At 50.9% G+C, this 16,873-nt stretch carries 14 protein-coding genes; 5 read left to right on the top strand and 9 right to left on the bottom strand.

All coding sequences use genetic code 11. The annotated features are described in order from the left end of the window. The 4 genes from H6F80_RS19150 to H6F80_RS19135 all read right to left on the bottom strand — a co-directional run. Positions 1 to 182, bottom strand: a 182-nt coding sequence (locus H6F80_RS19150) for a hypothetical protein (protein WP_199296688.1), incomplete at its 3' end; no start/stop codon positions are given. A 260-nt stretch (positions 183 to 442) separates the two neighbouring features. Continuing rightward, positions 443 to 763, bottom strand: coding sequence for a hypothetical protein (locus H6F80_RS19145; protein WP_190793120.1), 321 nt, complete (start codon positions 761 to 763; stop codon positions 443 to 445). A 142-nt stretch (positions 764 to 905) separates the two neighbouring features. Then, positions 906 to 1,889, bottom strand: a complete 984-nt coding sequence (locus H6F80_RS19140; protein ID WP_190793119.1) for a hypothetical protein — start codon at positions 1,887 to 1,889, stop codon at positions 906 to 908. 653 nt (positions 1,890 to 2,542) lie between these two features. After that, positions 2,543 to 3,334 (bottom strand): fasciclin domain-containing protein, encoded by a 792-nt coding sequence (locus H6F80_RS19135; protein WP_199296687.1) that lies wholly within the window; start codon positions 3,332 to 3,334, stop codon positions 2,543 to 2,545. Positions 3,335 to 3,666: 332 nt separating this feature from the next. On the opposite strand from H6F80_RS19135, the gene H6F80_RS19130 reads away from it, so the two are divergent. Continuing rightward, positions 3,667 to 4,104 carry a DUF4079 domain-containing protein gene (locus tag H6F80_RS19130; protein ID WP_190793118.1) on the top strand — a complete coding sequence of 146 codons (438 nt, stop codon included), beginning with the start codon at positions 3,667 to 3,669 and terminating at the stop codon, positions 4,102 to 4,104. Positions 4,105 to 4,362: 258 nt separating this feature from the next. Here H6F80_RS19130 and cupA read toward each other — a convergent pair whose 3' ends face one another. The 5 genes from cupA to H6F80_RS19105 form a co-directional block, all read right to left on the bottom strand. Further along, positions 4,363 to 5,679 carry a CO2 hydration protein CupA gene (gene cupA, locus H6F80_RS19125; protein WP_190793117.1) on the bottom strand — a complete coding sequence of 439 codons (1,317 nt, stop codon included), beginning with the start codon at positions 5,677 to 5,679 and terminating at the stop codon, positions 4,363 to 4,365. 100 nt (positions 5,680 to 5,779) lie between these two features. Beyond that, on the bottom strand, positions 5,780 to 7,306 hold the full coding sequence (locus H6F80_RS19120) for an NADH-quinone oxidoreductase subunit M (RefSeq protein ID WP_190793116.1): 1,527 nt from the start codon (positions 7,304 to 7,306) through the stop codon (positions 5,780 to 5,782). A 55-nt stretch (positions 7,307 to 7,361) separates the two neighbouring features. Then, positions 7,362 to 9,221 carry an NAD(P)H-quinone oxidoreductase subunit F gene (locus tag H6F80_RS19115; protein WP_190793115.1) on the bottom strand — a complete coding sequence of 620 codons (1,860 nt, stop codon included), beginning with the start codon at positions 9,219 to 9,221 and terminating at the stop codon, positions 7,362 to 7,364. A 465-nt stretch (positions 9,222 to 9,686) separates the two neighbouring features. Then, positions 9,687 to 10,463 (bottom strand): peptidylprolyl isomerase, encoded by a 777-nt coding sequence (locus tag H6F80_RS19110; RefSeq protein ID WP_190793114.1) that lies wholly within the window; start codon positions 10,461 to 10,463, stop codon positions 9,687 to 9,689. Positions 10,464 to 10,673: 210 nt separating this feature from the next. Beyond that, positions 10,674 to 11,246: a photosystem I assembly protein Ycf4 gene (locus H6F80_RS19105; RefSeq protein ID WP_190793113.1), complete on the bottom strand. Its 573-nt coding sequence runs from the start codon at positions 11,244 to 11,246 to the stop codon at positions 10,674 to 10,676. 381 nt (positions 11,247 to 11,627) lie between these two features. Here H6F80_RS19105 and psbD point away from each other — a divergent pair, with 381 nt between their 5' ends. From psbD to H6F80_RS19085, 4 genes are all read left to right on the top strand, one after another. Continuing rightward, positions 11,628 to 12,686 (top strand): photosystem II reaction center subunit D2, encoded by a 1,059-nt coding sequence (gene psbD, locus H6F80_RS19100; RefSeq protein ID WP_190793121.1) that lies wholly within the window; start codon positions 11,628 to 11,630, stop codon positions 12,684 to 12,686. 944 nt (positions 12,687 to 13,630) lie between these two features. Next, positions 13,631 to 15,421 (top strand): iron uptake porin, encoded by a 1,791-nt coding sequence (locus H6F80_RS19095; RefSeq protein ID WP_190793112.1) that lies wholly within the window; start codon positions 13,631 to 13,633, stop codon positions 15,419 to 15,421. Between the two features lie 316 nt (positions 15,422 to 15,737). Next, complete coding sequence (locus H6F80_RS19090; RefSeq protein ID WP_190793111.1) at positions 15,738 to 16,175, top strand: Rrf2 family transcriptional regulator; 438 nt, start codon at positions 15,738 to 15,740, stop codon at positions 16,173 to 16,175. 152 nt (positions 16,176 to 16,327) lie between these two features. Further along, on the top strand, positions 16,328 to 16,873 hold a 546-nt coding region (locus H6F80_RS19085; protein WP_190793110.1), incomplete at its 3' end, for a PLP-dependent cysteine synthase family protein.

The following is a 16,873-nucleotide window of genomic DNA, read 5'->3' as shown; positions in this document are numbered from 1 at the left end:
TGAGATTCCTCTTGAGATCCCTCAGCCTGCGGAGCCGCTTCACCCGGAGTCGTCAGAGCCTGAACGGGAATTATCCGACCTGCCTGCGCTGCCGCAAATGATCCAACCTGATAACCAGGGACAGCCAGCAGTGCAATTCCACCGATAATCGTGCCTGCTTTCCTCAAGGCTTGCTTGTTCATCGATTTCTTCTCACTCAAGGCTGGGCGTAATCGAACGAGGACAGGTTTAGGAATGGTGGGGTGAGTCATGCTTTGATCAAAAATTGTTGATTGAAACCACTTTCCTGCCTGCATTATTACGACGAATTATATAGCGATCGCGACTGGGGATAGGCTAAAGCGATCGAAATTCATTTTTGCTCAAGCTTGCTCGAACTTGTATCCAGGCATTAAAAAAGGGGCTTTAAGCCCCTCATGATTAGAGAACGTCACAAATCAAGCTATTTAATTGCATGACCTGCCTGATAAAGCACTTGACCAAGCTGTTGAAGCCTAGGCATGACCTCGCTAGGAGCGATGCTGGAAGCCCCAGAAGCATCTTCGCCGATATCAATCAACAATTTAGCGATCTCACCCGAGTTACCGTTTTGCAGAGCGGCTTTTAATTCGCCCAGGTCTTCTGCGAGATCGTGTCCTTGCAGTTGACTTTGCCATGTTTCAATAATCGCGATCGCTTCATCAAGTGGAATCAACGTTACTCCCTGCTGAAGGGCTGCGATCGTCGCATCGAGATCCATTGCTTGCAGTGATTGATCTGCCATGCTCATGCTCCAATTTAAATGTCCGATGGGTGCTGTCAAAACAAAATCTTTGCTTGAATTGGCTCTTGCACCTGTATTCAGGGTGAACTGACTGAAGGAATGAAAGCCTGTGCCTTTTGACGTAACCCGATCGTTCTTGTCGCTATCGCACAAACGTTGTTCCGCTTGTAACTCCAGCAGGTGTCGTCTGTGCTCCTGAGCTTACTCCAGGCGATGTGAAACTTGTTCCCGATTGTCCTGAAAACCCATTAGTGTTGAATCCGCTATTCACCGAATTTCCATTGCCCAGTGTGCTTGTTGAACTGTTTACTCCAGGCGCAGCAAAGCCTGCCGCTCCAGCCCCTTGTGCTCCAAAACCCGATGTGCCAACCCCTGATTGAACGCCCTGTACTCCTGAGTTAATGCCTGATTGAACGCCTTGGGTTCCAAATCCTTGGGTGCTGGTGCTTGTTCCAGTTCCAGGCGTAACAACTCCTTGGGTTCCAAATCCAGACTGTGTTCCGAATCCAGGCTGTGTTCCGAATCCAGGCTGTGTTCCAAATCCAGACTGTGTTCCAGGCGTAACCACCCCTTGCGTCCCAAAATTCGTGGTTCCGGCAGGTGCGCCAAAGGTCGGTGCGCTGAAGCTAGGTACGCCAAAAGTGCTGGTCGACGTTGGACCAAGCGGAGCAGTGTTTGTCGGAAAGCCGTTTGTTCCCAGTGTTCCGGTTATCGTTGAAGAGCCTGTGGTCGTTGAGATGCCAGTCTGAGTCGTTCCGAGCTGCCCTCCGTTGACTGTTGTACCCGGTAGACCCGTTGTGCCGATCGTCCCTGTAGTGGCAGGAGTACCAAACGCTGAATTCGGAACGCCAAAGGTTGAGGTGCTGCCCGTTCCCGGAGTGACGATCGTTCCAAAATTGCTTTGAGGGATGCCGTTAACGGTTCCTGAAACGCTGCTACCAAATGGAGAAAGGGGAATCCCAGTCGAAGTCGTTCCTGGGCTAACACCAACCCCTGTAGAGCCAAATCCGGGTGTTCCAATGCTGCCACTCCCGGTGAAGGTTTGAGCAGCGGCAGGCAGCGTTAAAGCGACAAGAACAGTTCCAACGCTTGCGAAACCAATGAGACTGTAAAGCGGTGATTTCATTATGTCTTTCCTGATTATCGTTTAACGAAAGGGGCAGAATACACAGTTCGATCGAAACGATCGCAGTCACAAAACACAGCAAGTAGCGGAAGCAAATTAATAACGAATAGATTTACAGATTTATAGAATTCGATATACAAACGTAACGTTACTTGCAGTCTAATAGTTCGTTCCCAATCCAGGGCTGACCTCAGGAATGAAATTTAATGCACCACGGGTGCGTCAAAAGAAACAGGTCAACCTTCAACCCGCTCAAGCTTCACGATAAGATAAACACCCCAGGATAAACACCATAGGATAATCGCACTCTGGCAAAACTTTCCTCCGTAGTGGGAGGCTTACCAGAATAAGAACTATACAAGAAAAAAATAATCCGAAGCTACGCTAAAAACGGTGCTACAAAAAGGGAATGTTCTGATGCTCTATGGATAAGCGAAACACTTACAAGAACCCTTTATCGGAACCATTTTTAATGACTGCAATTCCGCTAAATTTTGTCAAAGGCAATTTTGTCAAAGGCAATGTAGGGGACAATCCGCAGAGTAGATGGCTTAAGTAAACCTTTCTGCTGCCCATGTCCCCCACAAAACGATCTTCAAATTACTCGCGATCGCCCCAAAGTTACTGAAGGCTAAATTTACTGAGGACCAAATCTACTGAAGGGAAGTAATCTGCTGACGTAGTTGTTCAGGCAGCAAAACTCGGTTAACAACGTGAATTACGCCGTTCGCTGCTTGAATGTCAGGCTGAATTACGCTTCCATCATTCACAATAATGCGACCATCCGCAACTCGCACTGCGATACCGCCACCCAGGGTATCGACAACTCCGGTTTGTAGCTCCTGAGAAGTCACCTCACCAGGAACAACGTGATAAGCCAGCACCTGACGCAGCAATGCCTGGTTTTCGGGTTGAAGCAGTTTTTCTAGAGTTCCAGCAGGGAGGGCTGAAAAGGCTTCATCGGTCGGAGCAAAGATTGTGAATTGTCCACCTGTTGACGGAATTGCGTTTGCTACTCCTGCCGCCTGCACTGCACGAGCCAGCGTATTAAATGTGCCTGCAGAAGAAGCTTGTTGCAGCAGCGAAGTGACTCCTGTATTACCAGTATTTGCTTGAGGGGCAGGTGCAGGTCTGGTTGCGGGAGTGGTGCTGGTGGAAGGAGTGTTGGCTCCAGGAGTCGAAATGCCCGCGCCTGTACCGACTCCGGGTTGGGTTGTTGCTCCGGGCGTAGTCATCGTGCCTGGCATGGTCATTGTGCCTGGCATGGTCATTGTGCCAGGGGTAGTCGCTGCTCCAGGCGTGGTCGTTGTACCAGGTGGGGTCGTTTGGATCGGCGACTGACTAGGACTGCTGGTTGTTTGTGCCTGAGCGGGGCTAAAAGCAACCAATCCAGTCAAGGTTGCAGCGGCGATTGTCGCAAAGCGAAGTTGGGATTTGAAATGCATTTCCTCTCTTCTCCTGTCAATTCGGGTGAAATCTTTCTTCACCTTAAAGAGCGCATTTTTCTCCGCCGTCTGTCTTTGGAGCTATTCCCCTCCTGTGGTCGATCGCCTCTTGATTTATACCCAGAGCGAGACTTAAGTCGCATGATCAATGACTATTGACCAATAACCAATGACCAATCGTCCCTAACCAATGCCGATCGCTTCTCCCATTCATTTTTGTCTTTCGACTAACTGACGAGATTTTCGGCAGCAAATTGTCTGGAAAAAAAGTTAGGTTAAGCAACGCAGGATTGATATAGCGATAATAGGAACGTTGCTTCGAGACGCTTTCCTTGAATCTTCCTTCTTTTATTTGGCTCTGGCGTGCTGCTGCCTGGTCAATGGGTCTATCCCTCTTTGCTTATCTGTTGCTGAGTCTGACTGGAAGCTGGCTATTTGTCAGCCGTCAAACCCCTCAAGTTCGTCCAGGGTGGCTGCGTCCCGTTCACTTTACGATCGGCGGCACAATGGTGTTTCTGGTGCTGTTGCTGCTGGCGATCGGCTTAGTAGGCACGATCGGGCATTACGGCAGTTTGGGGCATTCCACCCATTTGCCTGCGGGCTTGATTGTTGTCGGTCTGACGCTGCTTTCTGCCTGGAGTGCAACCCAGATTAATGTCGATCGTCCCTGGGCAAGGGGGCTACATCTGGGGACGAATCTGGTGCTGCTGCTGGCATTTGTGATCGTCACCTGGACTGGCTGGGACGTGGTGCAAAAATATTTGCCCTAGGGAACATTTGAGCCGTATCAAAGGTTCTGTATCGCCCCCGTAGGTTGCTTCTTTGCCTGCTCCTGCTAACTTCAGGGGACTTTGAAAGCCAGAATGATTAGCTCGATTACTCGCAAAAGGGGGGACAGTTTGGGTAATCAACCGCCAACAAAAAGGGCAAACAAAAAAGGGCATGGTTTCCCATACCCAGATTGCCATCGAAATTGTCATTCACTGTAGAGTGTTGACCAGCGTACTGCCTGACAGGAGAGATCTTGCTTAGCGATAGTTCTGCGTCTGAATGCGCCGGAGCTGTGCTTCAGGACGCTTAAACCGATCCATCTGCGCTTCAAAGAACTTCCGGTTTGCCATCAGGTGCTTCGGATTCGGGTCATCTAGCGGATACAGCAGTGCTTCGCGTAGTGCTTGAATGACTGCAGAAGTTACGCAGTACATCGATCGCTGGAAGCTCACCGCTAGCTGCACCAGCATATCGTCTTCGCCGCGACAGAACTGCTGATAGTAGTCCACCAAGTACTGCGGCAGGAAGTGCAGCATATCCTGAGCTAGCAGCGTCGGCGGGATGCCAGCCGTACCGACCGGGAATTTGTCTGCGTACAGCACGCCATAGTGGAAGTCTTTCTGCTCTGGGGGAACCTGTCCTGCCTGCGCGTTGTAAGACTTCGTGCCCCGGAACGGCGAGGTGCGGTAGAATACGGCTTCTACATAGGGCAGTGCCGCTTCATACAGCCACATAAAGCCCTTTGATTTCGGGATGATTTCGTAGCACTCGCCGTCGATGTAAACGTGATGGTAAATGGGGCGACCTGCGATCGCAAAAATTCCGTTAATCAGGAAGTTCATCGCGTCGGGGACGCTAGCGATTTTGCCTTCGTCGTACAAATCCGACATTTCAAAGAACACCGGAGCCATGATTTCCCAAAATAGCCCCAGGTTTGCGTAGTAGGACATCTGACGGCACTGCTCCAGGAACATATCCGGGAACAGCTTGTACAGTCCCAGCATCGCTGGATTTTTCTTGAAGTACGCTTGGATGGCGCGATCGGCGTTTTGCTTGTACTCGTCGCTGTCGAGGTAGGCATCAAATAAGCCCATGCCTATATCACGACCGTGCCAGAACATTGCCCGCATACACTCTTCGGCAAACTCCATGTTGATCCGATCGTGATACCAGTGATGGAAAATGCGCGGCAGCTTGGATTTGAGTTCGCCTTTCTGGATAAACTCTAGCAGTTCTGGGTGAGCGGAGCCTGTGCCACGCCAGATTCTCAGGTCTGCCTCATCGCCCGCGTAGTGATTTTGGCGATCGAGATATTCCTGCGAAATAAAGTACTTGAAGAACGGCAGCGGATCGAGAAAAACGTGCTCGGCAATATACAGCAGGTCGCGCCAGTAGAAATCCATTGGTACGGCGTAAGCCTTATACAGCCCAATGATTTGCATCAGGTTTTCTGGCGTATCCGGCAGCATTGCCCCACCCGCTTCGAGTCGATGAATGACCTCAGCAAACTCATGATTTGAGGGCGGGAGCTTTGGCGAAGGCGTAGAAACTGGGGGAAGAATAGTTGCAGTCATAAGCGGTGAGAGGGTGAAAGCGTAGAGGTTTAGAATCACTTTGAATCTCTTCAAGAGACATTCCCTTTGCCCAGGTGCAGCGAGAATGCTCCATAACCGACTAGTTATTCAGTTCCAGGCTATTCAGGTCTAAAAATCGCTCGCTCGTTGCCAACTGCTGGGTCGGAGTTGGAACGGTAGCCACCAGAGCGGTTGTCGTCGCTTCTGTCCAGCGCACCAACCAGCTTGGCTGCAAGCCCAGGAACAAAATCAAAACTGCCAGAACCAGAGCCGGGAACTTCTCACTTGTCGTGACCTGCGGAAAGTACGCTGTCGAGTTATCCAGTTTGCCGAAGCAGGTGCGGTTCAACAGAATTACAAAATAGACTGCGGTGAGCGCAGTTCCCAGAACCGCGGCCAGCGTTTGCACCGGAAAGACAGAGTAGGTTCCCTGGAAAACTAGAAACTCCGCGATGAAGCCCGCTAATCCCGGAATCCCAGCACTCGCCATGCCGCCCAGAATCAGCAGTGAACTAATCGAGGGCAAGCCGCGAATCGGATTCAGCAGACCGTTCAGCACATCCAGGTCGCGGGTACCCGCTTTCACTTCCACGACCCCTACCAGATGAAACAAAATCGCCAGAATCAAGCCATGCGCCACCATTTGTCCTACTGCTCCGACCAGGGCGAGCGGAGTCAAGGCAGCCGCACCTAACAGCACATAGCCCATGTGTCCGATCGAGCTATACGCCACCATTCGCTTGATATCCTTTTGAGCGATCGCCGCCAAAGCTCCGTAGAGAATGCTTACGGCTGCCCAGGTTGCCAGAAAAGGAGAGAGCTGCGCCCACGCTTCTGGGAACAATCCCATCCCGAATCGCACCAGGCCGTAGGTTCCCAGCTTTGCAAAAACACCCCCTAGCAGAATCGCGACTGGAGAAGACGCTTCAACATAGGTATCCGGTAGCCAGGTATGGAAGGGAACAAGCGGAATCTTGATGCCAAAACCAACCAGCATTAACCCCAGCAGCAAGACCTGAGAGCCGATCGGCAACGCCTGCCCCAGTACCGACTGGTAAGAGAAATCAGACGCGCCAGAGAGCCAGACCAGTCCCAGAAAGCTCACCAGAACCAGGGCACCAGAAACGGCCGTAAAGAGCAGGAATTTGACTGCTGCATAGCTACGCTTTGCCCCACCCCAGATCGAAATCATCAGGAAGAAGGGAATGAGCTCCAGTTCGTAGAACAGGAAAAACAGCATCAGGTTTTGTGCGAGGAATGCGCCTGAAACACCACCATTCACCAGCAGCATCATGACATAGAGCAGTTTTGGACGCTCTGTGTTTTCACTGCTGCTAAAAATCGCAACCAGGGTCAACAGGCTATTCAGTGCCAGCAACACTACCGAAACTCCGTCCACGCCCAGTTCATAGTTCAGTCCCAAGGGAGTAATCCAGGGCAGAAACTCCCGAAACTGAAATCCGGATTGGGTAATGTCAAACTGGGTCAGAATCCAGACTGTCCAGAGCAGATTGATAAGCGAGATCGCCAACGCACTGGAGCGAACTTGAGAAGAAGTGTACTTGCTTGGCAGCAGGCTGATGACCAATGCACCAGCGATCGGAAGCCAGATGAGGGCACTTAGCATAGCGAGGGATTACAAGAGTAAGGTTTAGGAGTCAGAGAAAATTACCCAAAAAGAATTACCCAATGCCGATCGTGAGCTCAGACAGGAACGACCAGCTTGCTAAAAGTGCAATCAGAACTAAACCGAAGGCGATCGTCAGTACATAAAACTGAGTCTGACCCGAGTTGCCATACTTGAGCGTTTCGCCGCCGAAGATCGAAGACAGCCCGACCAGGTTGACCAATCCATCAACCAGATAGCGATCGAACCAGTCTGTGATGCGAGACACAATATCCACGCTGCCGACCACACTCGATCGATAAAGCTTCGGCGTGTAGAAGTCGTAGGCAAAGAGATCTTGCAGTGCCTTCGAGGGCAGACGAACGGGCTTTTTGACGTAATTGCTGATGTAAACCACCCAGCCAATGCTCAAACCAAAAATGCTCGACCAGGTCAGCATCAAAGCAACATCTTTGCTGATTTCAGCCCAGCTTGGCAGCAGATCAAAAGCTTGCAGCAGTACGGGCACATGCAGCGCGAACCCCGCGAAGATTGTCATCGGCAGCGTGACTGCCCACAGGTTTTCGGGCGATCGAACCGTCATTGGCTGTTCCTGGTTCGCAAAGATTAGCCCAAACGTCCGAGTCAGGCTAAAGGCAGCCAAGCCATTAATCAGCAGCACCAGCCCAACCAGCCAGGAACTCGTTTGCCACAAACCGTCCACCAGTTTCAGCATTGCCCAGAATCCACCCAGCGGCGGCAGCGCGATTAGCCCAGTTGCACCTGCAATAAATGACAGTCCCGTAACCGGACGCTTTTTCCAGAGTCCGCCCAGCTGAGTCAAATCCTGCGTAATGTTGTTGAGAACGATCGACCCGCAGCTTGCCACGATCGCCGCCATGCCCAGCGCATGAGTAAACACGATCAGCAGCGCGGCTTCGGATTGCTGTGCCCCGACCGCGATAAACACCACGCCCATGTAGGCAGTTACCAGATAAGAAAAAGCCCGCTTGATGTCAACTTGTGCCATCGAGATGAGCGTACCGCCGATCGCTGAAACCGCACCGATTGCGATCGCTGCATTGAGGACGATTGGGGACAGGGCAAAAACAGGCTCCAGTTTAATCATCACCCAGGCACCCGTTGCCACGACCACAGAGTTTCTCAAAATCGTGCTGGGGAACGGACCTTCCATCGCTTCATCCAGCCAGAGGTGCAGTGGAAACTGAGCACATTTGCCCATCGGGCCTGCCAGGAGTGCCAGGCCCACCAGCGCCGCCACGGTCGGATCAACGTTTGCTGTTTGTGCCCAAACTGCCAGCTCATCAAAATCCCAGGTTCCAGCCAGCGGAAAGATTGCCAGTACGCCCATCAGCAGAAACAAATCGCCGACTCGCTTGGTCAAAAACGCATCGCGTGCCCCAGTCACCACCAGCGACTGATTAAACCAGAAGCCAACGAGGAGGTAAGTTCCCAGCGTCAGGATCTCCAGAATGATGTAGCTGAAGAATAGGGAGTCACACAGCACCAGGGCGGACATGCCTGCTTCAAACAAAGCGAGCAACGAGTAGAACCGTGCCCAGCCCCAGTCCATTTCCAGATAGCCCACTCCATAGATTTGCGCCAGAAAGTTCAGCCCAGTAATCAGTACCGTTGCCCCGACTGTTAACGCAGAAATTTCGACGGGAATCGTTAAGTTTAAGCCGGCAACCTGAAGCCAGGGTAAGCTGAGTTGAATTGGCGGCTGCTCCAAAAGTACAGACAGTGCCAAAACACCGTGCAGGAACGCCACGAAGGTTGTGATTGCGTTGACGTAGCCCGCAGGTCGTGGTCCAGTCCGCCGAGTAATCGACGGAAACCAAACAATGGACAAAAGCATTCCCACCAGGGGATAGCAAGGAATAAACCAAGCGGTTTCAGCAAGAAGCTGGGTCATCAGTACCGTCCTGTAGGCACGCTAGGGTTAACTCATCCGTTCCAGCAATACCCAGAATTAATCTGGTTAATAGAAATAGCCTTATGAAAGCTGTTTGAGGTATCAGAAAAAATCTATCCTTAATACTAGCCTAAGGCTTTCCCCCGGAAAACCCATTCGTTGATAACGGTATCTAAAAAGTTCTATAAGCAAAGGCAAACGTTACTAGGCCAATGGGCTTAACTTTGCTTAACACGCCTCTCAGACAGGTCTTTTGCTCAGCCAATCAAATGTTCAGCCGATCAAACATTTATTTCGGCGTCCTGCTTTTGACCGAATATGAGACTCAGATTATCTTAATCCACTGTTCTTTTTTGCAGGACTGCTGAAAACTTCTCATAAAAAACTCTCCGGGTTTTCCAGAGAGCACAATTAACTCAAGGTCTGATAATTTCTTTGATGACTTCTACAGCAATATCAGGGCTGCTAGCGAGCAGGCTGCAGGTTTTCCAACCCAGCCGTTACTTTTGCTGAAGTAATTCGATCGCCCTGCTGAATCTGGTCGACGACTTCCATCCCGCTCGTTACAGAGCCAAATACCGCATAGCTGCCATCCAGAAAAGTCAGGTCATCCAGCGCAATGTAAAACTGAGACGAAGCCGAGTCAGGTAGAGCAGAACGTGCCATTGCCACTGCCCCACGAGTATGGCGCAAGACAGGTTTTGCTGTGACCCCAGCCGTTTCAAGCGTTTTGCTATAAACAGGCTGACCAGTCCCATCTGGCTTAATTTCTAGCGGAATCTGCCGCTCCTGGTTCGTTGCGGGGTCGGTGAATCCACCCGTTCCCAATCGATTGACAGGAAACGCAGGGTCTTTGCTTTGTGGGTCGCCGCCCTGCACCACAAAAGGCTGAGGCTCCCGCACCACCCGATGAAACGCCAAGCCGTCGTAAACTTGCCGATTGACGAGATCAACAAAGTTTCCGGCTGTAATCGGAGCATTTGCGCCATCGATTCGGATGACGATCGGAGAACCTTTCACCACCATTTCGACCGTTGCTTCCCCATTGAGGCGCGGTAAGTTGCTGAACTGTGGACTAACGGCTGCACCAGAGGGAGTCGAGGCAGGTGTAGTCGTTCCCGTAGGCGAGGGGCTGGCACTTGAAACAGACTCTTGAGTTTGATTCTGACCCGCACAGTTTGCCAGTAGCATTACCCCACCCAGCAAAAAGGCGGTTAACCAGCGACGAAATCGAATATCCATGAGTTTCACGATTCTTTGTAGTCCTAGGCCATTATCTGGCTTAGGAACAGAAATTGTATAACCTGTCATTTCGTTGAGGTGAGCTTCCTCGTCTGCGCTAGTCGACAGGATGCCTCTCACCAATTGGGCGGGCAAGCGAGCTACCCCCTAAAACTAGATAAGCTAGATTCTCACTCCAACAATTTACAAATTAATCAACGCGCGCAAGCTTTAAAGTCCCTCCAGAGGTACGGCGAGGAAGCGAGCCAGTTCTGCGCCCTGATTTTCCAATTCCTTCAAGGATAGGGGTTGGCCAACGCGGGTAAGCGGCAGATCGCCTTTGCCCTTAATACGCAGGTAGAGAGCACGTTTAGGGCTGATGCCTTCGCGAATTTCGACGCGAATCGCCTGAATGTCTTCGAGTGGGTAGGTCAGCTCGATGCGGCGATTCTTGCCTGGAAAGCCCGACCGAAACAGGGTTGCAGTTCCGGTTTGCCGATTAAATTCGTTATACCCGCCACCAACATCCCAATAAACAATCAGCCAGAGATAGGTTCCTAGCAGGAGTCCGGCAATGCCGTAAAAGCCCATTGCAATTCCCTGCGGAATAAAGACGAGCTGAGTGGGGTCAGAGAAAGGAAGAAGATTAACTTTTGTGTAGCTAGAAATGCTTGAAAACAGAAAACCTGCTCCGCCAATCGTCGAAACTGCCGCCCAGAAATAGTTGCTAAAGCGGCGTGCGCCCAAGACCGATTGACGAAGAATCAAGTTGTTCTCATTTTTGGATGCGGTTGTTGCAGCCATGAGCTTAGTTTGTCCAAAGGTAAAGAAGGGTATCAAAGGTAGGCTGATCCACCGTATCTCTGCGATCGAGGGATCAGAATCCCTGTAAAATCGAATCAGTAAACGCTTGAACGATCCATTTAGACCGGGGAGACTTTCTGAGACGATCACGTATCAGATTGTAAAATTTTTGATATCTCCCTATCATATAGAAACATTAAGTCCTATCTCAGAATGTATAAGCATTAATGCTTACGCACTGCGATAGAGATACGAGAGAGCGTTTGCTGTTCTCGGTATCAACGACTCATGTTCAAGGTTTCCTCGATCGCTCAGCATCCTGAACCAGGTAAGCTTGTTAAGCGATCGAATGGATCTGATCTCATATTAAGAGGATATGAAATGACCATAGCAATGGGGCGCGCACAAGCCCAGCGAGGATGGTTCGACACCGTCGACGACTGGCTGAAGCGCGACAGATTCGTTTTCATCGGCTGGTCAGGACTGCTGCTCTTTCCCTGTGCCTACCTGGCCTTGGGCGGCTGGCTGACTGGTACCACCTTTGTCACCTCCTGGTACACCCACGGCATCGCCTCGTCCTACCTGGAGGGCTGCAACTTCCTGACGGTTGCGGTGTCCACCCCGCCCAACTCCCTGGGTCACTCGTTGCTGTTCCTGTGGGGACCTGAAGCGCAGTGGGACTTCACCCGCTGGTGTCAGCTCGGCGGACTGTGGACTTTTGTTGCCCTGCACGGAGCGTTTGGTCTGATTGGCTTCATGCTGCGGCAGTTTGAGATTGCCCGGTTGGTGGGCATTCGTCCCTACAACGCTCTGGCTTTTTCGGGTCCGATCGCGGTGTTCGTCAGCGTGTTTTTGATGTACCCGTTGGGGCAGTCAGCGTGGTTTTTCGCGCCCAGCTTTGGGGTTGCCGCGATCTTCCGCTTTTTGCTGTTTTTCCAGGGGTTCCACAACTGGACGCTAAACCCATTCCACATGATGGGTGTAGCAGGGATTCTGGGTGGAGCATTGCTGTGTGCGATTCACGGCGCGACGGTCGAGAACACCTTGTTTGAGGATGGCGACGGCTCAAACACTTTCCGTGCCTTCAACCCGACCCAGAGTGAAGAAACGTACTCGATGGTGACCGCGAACCGCTTCTGGTCGCAGATCTTCGGGGTTGCCTTCAGCAACAAGCGGTGGCTGCACTTCTTCATGCTGTTTGTGCCTGTGACGGGCTTATGGATGAGTGCGGTCGGCGTGGTCGGGCTGGCGTTGAACCTGCGGGCGTATGATTTTGTGTCGCAGGAGATTCGGGCGGCAGAAGACCCGGAGTTTGAGACGTTCTACACGAAGAACATTCTGCTGAACGAGGGCATCCGGGCTTGGATGGCACCTCAGGATCAGCCGCACGAACAATTTGTATTCCCCGAAGAGGTACTGCCCCGTGGTAACGCTCTCTAACCCGATAATCATCTGGTAATCAAGGGAATAAGTGTTGAGTTAGCTCCTGCCTTCGGGTAGGAGCTTTTTGCTGAAATTTTCACACAATCGATTTCCCTGTGCTAATGTAGTTGATAGGTGGTAACACCGAGCTTAAAGCTCTAACTTCTCAACAACCGTTTAGGGAATAAGGAGGTGATGCCCATGCAAGATAGTAGTAAACGCCTGGGTCATCAGGTTAAGACAAGCTGGCTGCGCGCCGGAGCTGTTCTCTAAGAATCAGGTAACTTCCTGAAGCTTAGTTTCAAGAGCGCACACTGATTGGAGTTCCTTCCGGCAGTTCGCTTTTAACCTATGACCCGCTACACCGCTCTCACTTTCAGCAATGAGAAAGATCCGAAAGGAAATTTTGAACCTGCTATCTAGTGAGAGCGGATAGTTTTTTGGGAACTTTTTTTTGAGGGGCTTTGTCTATCCCTTAGCGGCACTGATGTTTGCAGATAACATGTTTGCAAATCGCAAGATGAATTGTCCGATCGATCGAACTGTCACACGAGAGATTCAATTCATTCATCAGGTCAGCTAACTTTAGTGGGTAAAGCAACATTAGGTCTGAGATTTTTGCAAACCTTAATCTGGTTGCAACGAGTCTCACGTTCATTAAGGTTGTGATGTGTGCCGCCTCTGTTTAAGAACTAGCTGTTTAAGAGCAGAGAGAATAGGCGAATAGCTGAATCGATTCAACCGTGATACGATATCAGTGTTTGGCTTACGAGAAGTAAGATTCTAAAGCCAATGTTTCGGTTGGGTAAGACGTTGTCCATTGGGCGAAGTAATGTTAAACGGGCGATGTCCGCAATTGCTGCTTGAACCCAGAATCCGCCGTGATTAATACGGAGGGGTACGTCAAAATGATAGGTGTGGAATCTAAAGTCACTTTAGGTTTAGGTGTGAGGACTCAAACAATGCTATCCAAAGTTCTAAAGCTGAACTATCTTGTTGCTACGCCTGCTTTTCTGGGCGCGGCCCTTCTAGTTTCGTCTTCTGCTTATGCGGCAGAATCCCAGGCTGGTGCTGATGCGCTGTTGAATACTGCTTCGGCTGCTAGCACGACACTACAAATTGATGCGACGGCTCCTATTGCTGCCGCTCCGACTGCTGAAGCTTCGGTTACTGAAACTCCGGTTGCTGAAGTTGCTCCGGTTGCTGAAACTCCGGTTGCTGAAGTTGCTCCTGCTGAACCTCTCCAGATTGCTCAAGCTGCTCCGGTTGCTGCTTCTGCTGAAACCAGTGTTGCATCGCTGGATGAGATCGTTCAGTACGGTAACGAAGTTTCTACAACTCAGGCTCAAGTTACGTCTATTTCTCAGCTCTCTGATGTTCAACCGACTGATTGGGCATTCCAGGCTCTCCAGTCTCTAGTCGAGCGTTACGGCTGTATTGCAGGTTATCCCGATGGAACCTACAGAGGTCAGCGTGCTCTGACCCGTTTTGAGTTTGCTGCTGGTTTAAACGCCTGTCTGGATCGCATCAGCGAGTTAATTGCCTCCAGTACGGCTGACCTCGCAACTAAGGAAGACCTGGCAACCCTGCGTCGCCTGCAGGACGAGTTCCAGGCTGAGCTGTCTACCCTTCGTGGTCGCGTGGATGCGCTGGAATCGCGTACTTCTGAGCTGGAAGCAAATCAGTTCTCGACCACGACAAAGCTGAACGGTGAAGTTATCTTTGCGGCTGCTGTGCCCATCGACTACGACGATGAAGAGTTCGATGATCAGGCAAATGCTGGTTATCGAGTTCGCTTGAACTTTGATACTAGTTTTACAGGCGAAGACTTGCTGCGGACTCGTCTGCAAGCTCGTGACTTCTCAAGCTACGATTCCCTTCAGGCTGGTCTAGGCGACTTAAACTGGTCGTTTGGTAGTGGTACAGAAGGTGAAGACAATGACATCGTGCTGAACCAGTTGTTCTATCAGTTTCCGCTGGGCGATCGCCTTACGGTGCTGTTGGGCGCTAACGCAACCAGTGACTCTGACTATGTAACCAGCACGATCAGCCCATTTGATAGCAGTGGTTCTGGTTCGTTGACCAACTTTGGTGCACCGCGCCAGTACGCTCTGGTCACAGGTGGTACAGGTCTTGGCTTGTTCTTTGAACTGAGTGAGAACTTGTCCTTGGATTTGAGCTACGCGGCTGACGAAGCTGAAGATTCTGAATCCGGTGCAGGTCTGTTCAACGGCGATGGCTCTTTCATGGGTCAGCTGACCTTCCTGAGCGATTTCGTTGACCTGGGTTTGATGTATGCCAACACCTACTTGGGTGAAGGTTTCGGCTTCCTCAATGCAGACCGTCCTGAAGTGGCAAACGTCTACGGAGCACAGGTTAACTTCAAGTTTGGTGACTTTGAACTGGGCGGCGGTGTTGCCTATGCGCCGATTCGCGCTATCAATCGCGGTGATTATGATGTGTGGAGCTACCAGGGCACTCTGGCAATTCGTGACTTGGGCGGTCGCGGCAACCTGCTGGGTATTCTGGCTGGTGCACCCCTTTATGCAGGAGGTTTCGGAGACGGTACTTTCGGAACTCTGTCGGATGTTCGCAATCAGGATACTCCGTTTGCTGTGGAAGGCTTCTATCGCTTCCGTCTCAACAGCAACATTGCGATCACGCCCGGTATCGTTTGGTTGACCAACCCGGGTAACGATGATGACAACAGCGATTCGATCGCAGGGGTTGTTAGAACCACGTTCACCTTCTAGATTGCGAGTGACGGGACTGAGACGGAGATAGCAAAATTTCTTTCCTGTCCCTACTCTAAATTGATCGGCTCAAGCTTCTTAACGAGGCTTGGGCTTTTTAATTTGGGAGCAATTTTGTAGAGGCTATTTCATTAACATCTTGTGCGTTCTTCCTAATAAGGCCTTTACGGAACTGCGGCGCAGCTTCAGAAGATGAGTGTTCTGCGATCGCTCTACATCAAACGATTGCTAAATTAATTGGGGCGTTTCCTCTAACTCTACAAACCCGACTGGAGAACCGGGATATACTGGAGAGGAACCCCTCTCAATGTTTGCCGTGGAACTCTCTTGTAAAAGTGAATATGCCCTGTTGGCACTTCTGGAGCTTACTGCACATTACAGCAGCGGTGAACCGCTTCAAATTCGACAGATTGCTGCTGAGCAGAATATCCCCGATCGCTATCTAGAGCAGCTTCTAGCGGTTTTAAGACGTGCAAATCTGGTTCGCAGTCAGCGAGGCGCACGAGGAGGATATCTGCTTGCGCGTGAGCCTTGGAAGATTACTTTACTTGAGGTTGTGAACTGTATCGAAGGAATTGATACTCATGATGCTGAGTTAACCCGTGAGCCTAAATCTGTTGAAGGAATGGTGATTCGAGAAGTTTGGCATGAAGCAGGTCAAGCAGCTTATGCTGTGCTGCAAAAGTACACTCTACAGGACATTGCCGAGAAACGAGACTCTAGGCGGCAGCTTGACTTTATGTACTATATCTAGTTAATGTCTGCTAACTTCTAGTTGTCCGGGTTTAAGGCGAGTTGATGATAAAGCAATCGATAACTCAAGCTGTGAATAGAGCATGCTAGCTTTAGCAGCTACTGGGCATGTTTCTGGTTTTTCGCTCCTACCGTTGCTATCCCACGAAATTTATGCGTATCGCTAAGAATATTACAGAGTTGATTGGTCGAACTCCGCTGGTTCAGTTAAACCGCATTCCGCAGGATGAGGGCTGTGTTGCACAAATTGTGGTGAAACTGGAGGGAATGAACCCTTCTGCCTCAGTCAAAGATCGCATTGGCATTAGCATGATCGAGGCGGCAGAGCGGGAGAATTTAATTAAGCCGGGGAAAACGGTTTTAGTGGAGCCGACCTCAGGCAATACTGGAATCGCGCTGGCAATGGCAGCCGCTGCAAAAGGGTATCGGTTGATCCTGACTATGCCGGAGACGATGAGCTCGGAGCGACGAGCAATGCTGCGGGCATATGGGGCAGAGCTGGAGCTAACTCCAGGAATTGAGGGTATGGCAGGCTGTATTCAGCGGGCACAGCAAATCGTTCATTCGATGCCAGATGCTTACATGCTGCAACAGTTTAGCAATCCGGCAAACCCAGAAATTCATCGCAATACGACTGCACTGGAGATTTGGGAAGACACGGACGGGCAAGTTGATTTTTTGGTTGCAGGGGTAGGAACT

Origin of the sequence: Leptolyngbya sp. FACHB-711 (genome assembly GCF_014695615.1) — a bacterium.
Lineage (GTDB): Bacteria > Cyanobacteriota > Cyanobacteriia > Elainellales > Elainellaceae > Leptolyngbya_A.
The sequence above is the reverse complement of the archived record's forward strand: the minus strand, read 5'-3'. Positions and strand labels throughout refer to the sequence as shown.

What these genes read in the sequence shown, in the direction of transcription:
- H6F80_RS19145 (WP_190793120.1), bottom strand. Translation starts at nt 763, where the DNA reads ATGGCAGATCAATCACTGCAAGCAATGGATCTCGATGCGACGATCGCA.
- H6F80_RS19140 (WP_190793119.1), bottom strand. Translation starts at nt 1,889, where the DNA reads ATGAAATCACCGCTTTACAGTCTCATTGGTTTCGCAAGCGTTGGAACT.
- H6F80_RS19135 (WP_199296687.1), bottom strand. Translation starts at nt 3,334, where the DNA reads ATGCATTTCAAATCCCAACTTCGCTTTGCGACAATCGCCGCTGCAACC.
- cupA (WP_190793117.1), bottom strand. Translation starts at nt 5,679, where the DNA reads ATGACTGCAACTATTCTTCCCCCAGTTTCTACGCCTTCGCCAAAGCTC.
- H6F80_RS19120 (WP_190793116.1), bottom strand. Translation starts at nt 7,306, where the DNA reads ATGCTAAGTGCCCTCATCTGGCTTCCGATCGCTGGTGCATTGGTCATC.
- H6F80_RS19115 (WP_190793115.1), bottom strand. Translation starts at nt 9,221, where the DNA reads ATGACCCAGCTTCTTGCTGAAACCGCTTGGTTTATTCCTTGCTATCCC.
- H6F80_RS19110 (WP_190793114.1), bottom strand. Translation starts at nt 10,463, where the DNA reads ATGGATATTCGATTTCGTCGCTGGTTAACCGCCTTTTTGCTGGGTGGG.
- H6F80_RS19105 (WP_190793113.1), bottom strand. Translation starts at nt 11,246, where the DNA reads ATGGCTGCAACAACCGCATCCAAAAATGAGAACAACTTGATTCTTCGT.
- psbD (WP_190793121.1), top strand. Translation starts at nt 11,628, where the DNA reads ATGACCATAGCAATGGGGCGCGCACAAGCCCAGCGAGGATGGTTCGAC.
- H6F80_RS19095 (WP_190793112.1), top strand. Translation starts at nt 13,631, where the DNA reads ATGCTATCCAAAGTTCTAAAGCTGAACTATCTTGTTGCTACGCCTGCT.